The organism is Mycobacterium sp., assembly GCF_049802695.1.
GTDB lineage: Bacteria > Actinomycetota > Actinomycetes > Mycobacteriales > Mycobacteriaceae > Mycobacterium.
Map to the genome: position 1 here is coordinate 1 of NZ_JBARMY010000430.1, position 2,659 is coordinate 2,659.

At 67.5% G+C, this 2,659-nt stretch carries 3 protein-coding genes; 1 reads left to right on the forward strand and 2 read right to left on the reverse strand.

The window, feature by feature from the left end; genetic code table 11:
- Both WA317_RS17320 and WA317_RS17325 read right to left on the reverse strand, forming a co-directional pair.
- The coding region (locus tag WA317_RS17320; RefSeq protein WP_425174201.1) for a cytochrome d ubiquinol oxidase subunit II at positions 1-534 on the reverse strand (534 nt) is incomplete at its 3' end.
- Positions 531-1,961: a cytochrome ubiquinol oxidase subunit I gene (locus tag WA317_RS17325; RefSeq protein ID WP_425174202.1), complete on the reverse strand. Its 1,431-nt coding sequence runs from the start codon at positions 1,959-1,961 to the stop codon at positions 531-533. The genes WA317_RS17320 and WA317_RS17325, both read right to left, overlap by 4 nt.
- 132 nt (positions 1,962-2,093) lie before the next feature.
- Here WA317_RS17325 and WA317_RS17330 point away from each other — a divergent pair, with 132 nt between their 5' ends.
- Positions 2,094-2,285, forward strand: coding sequence for a hypothetical protein (locus WA317_RS17330; protein ID WP_425174203.1), 192 nt, complete (start codon positions 2,094-2,096; stop codon positions 2,283-2,285).
- Positions 2,286-2,659: the final 374 nt, after the last annotated feature.

Genomic DNA, 2,659 nt, shown 5'->3' on the forward strand with positions numbered 1-2,659 from the left:
GTAGGCGCAGGCGGCGACGAACAGGAACCCGGTGAGGATGGCGGTGGGCGAGGTCCAGGCGGCCAGGACGTTGCCGGCTGGGTGCACGGGTACCTGCCCGGTGGCGACGGCCCCGACGACGGTACCCATGAAAAACGGCGTGATCAGCGAGGCGGCGGCGAACGTGGCTCCGGTGAGCTGTCGCATGTGCAGCCGCTCCGCAGTGTGCCGGACGGCAAACCCGACCCCGCGCAGGACGATTCCCAGCAGGGACAGGGCAAGCGGGACGAACAGCGCGGTGAAGATGGCGGCGAACGCGGGCGGGAACGCGGTCCACAGCAGCACCAGGACGAAGATCAGCCAGACGTGGTTGCCTTCCCAGACCGGGGCGATGGACTCGTCGATGAGCTCCCGGGGGGCCGCGCCGCGCTCGGCGCTGCCCGCTAGCAGGTCCCAGATCCCGCCGCCGAAGTCCGCCCCGCCGAACAGCGCGTACGCAGCGATGACCACGAACAGGATCACGGCCACCGCGATGTCCTCCGGCGAGGGGCTCATGGCCCCTCCGGCCTGCCCGAGGATGCCGACGGAACGCCCGGTGGTGCTGTGGGCTCGGCGAGCGAAGACCCAGTCGGCGAGGGACCGTACGGTACCTGCTCGGCCTCCTCATCGGCGAGCGTTCCCCGCCGCCACCGCCGTGACATGGTCATCGGAACGCCGATCGAGATCACCGTCAAGATCGCGTAGAGGACAAGGATCACCCCCAGCGTGACGGTGACCCCGCCGGACGGGGTGACCGCTTGGCTGACCAGCAGGACGCGGTAGACGATCCACGGCTGGCGGCCGACCTCGGTGACGACCCACCCCGCCTCCATCGCGGTGACCGCGGCTACGCCGCTGACGGCAGACGGCACCAGGAACCAGGGGCTCACCAGCAGCCGGCGGTGGAACCACCACCACCAGCCCTGCCACGCCGCCAGCGCCAACAGGAAGAAGCCGATGCCCACCATCAGATCGAAGCTCAGGTGGATGAGCGTGTCGAGCGGCGGCCGCTGCGACGGGGGAACGCTGTCCCAGCCGATGACCTTGGTGTGCGAGTTGAACCCGACCAGGATCGAGTCGAACGCCGGGATGGCCGCGCCGAAGTAGATCTTGCCGCTGATGAAGATCCCGCCCACCCACTCGGGAGCGTCGCGCGTGGTCGTGGTGACGTATTCCATCGCGGCGAATTTGACCGGCTGGTTGTTCGCGATAAACCGGGCGATGATGTCCCCCATCAGCACCTGCAGCGGGGTGCAGATCCCGGCTATCGTGAACGGGACGGCGAAGCCCAGCCGGTGGTAGCGGTCCCTGCGGCCGCGCAGCAGCCCCACCGCGTAGACGCCGGCGACGAGGAATCCCGTCACCATGTACGCGGCCAGCACCATGTGCGCGGTCTCATACGGGGTCGAGGCGTTGAAAAACACCGACCACGGGTCGACATTGGTGATTTTGCCGTGGCTGAGCGTGTACCCGGCCGGTGAGTTCATCCAGGAGTTCGCCGCGACCACCGACAAGGCGCCCAGCACCCCGGACACGACGATCGGCATCCCGCTCCACCAGTGCGCCCAGGACGGCAGCCGATCCCACCCGTACAGGTACACCCCGACAAAGATGGCTTCCAGGAAGAAAAAGATTCCCTCCATCGAGAACGGGAAGCCGATCGCCGCCCCGAACCGGCCCATCAGCCCCGGCCACAGCAGGCCCATCTCGTACGACAGCACGGTCCCCGACACCGCGCCCACCGCCACCAGCAACGCCATGACCTTCGACCAGCGGCGCGCCAGCAGCAGCGCCGCGGCATCGCCGCGCCTGATGCCGATCCATTCTGCCGTCATGGTGACGGCCGCGAACGCGATGCCGAAGCAGGCGAGGATGATGTGGAACCCGAGCGACGACCCCATCTGCGACCGTGCCGGTACCGGATTTGCGGCTAGAACGTGCACCGCTGCGACCATCGCGTGCCTCTCCGCTGCGGACTCGTATCGCGGCCGTAAAGCCGCGATGCTACGATTATCAGCACATACCGGGCACAGGTGAGAGCGCCCCACACGTTCTTGTAGAGGTTCATCCGGCCTATGCGAAGCAGAAATGTCGGAGCGGTTGCCCTGGTCATCTTGCTCGGGCTGGTCGTCGGCGCCCTCGGGCTGGTCGCGGCTGACCTGTACACCGTGGGGGTGCTGGTTCTCTTCGTCGGTGGCATCGGCGCCGCCGTCCTGGCCGGCGAGTACCTCACCCGGTATGTCAGCAGCCGGCGACCGCCCGCCTGACGGCTCCTCCGGTATCAAAGGGAGGCCACGCTGCCGCACATTCATAATGCGGCGCAGAACGTCCCGGGGCGATCCACGTGTGGCCATGGATTGCTAATAGTTAGCGCAGATAGCCCCCGGCGGACCCCAGTAGACGGTCGTCCCTAATCCTGAAAAGCGGAAGGTCGGCGGTTCGACCCCCTAGACCCCATCTCTGACCAGTCAGAACACCCGGACCGTGGTTGCGGCCCGGGTGAGATGGCCGTTCACGCCCCGATCGTGCGGAATCCCTCGCGCCAGGTCGGATAGCGCAGGGTCCAGCCGAGTTCCTTCTTCGCCTTTGCGTTGGCCGCGCCGCGGGCCTGCATCAGCATGTCCAGCGCGGAGCCCATGAC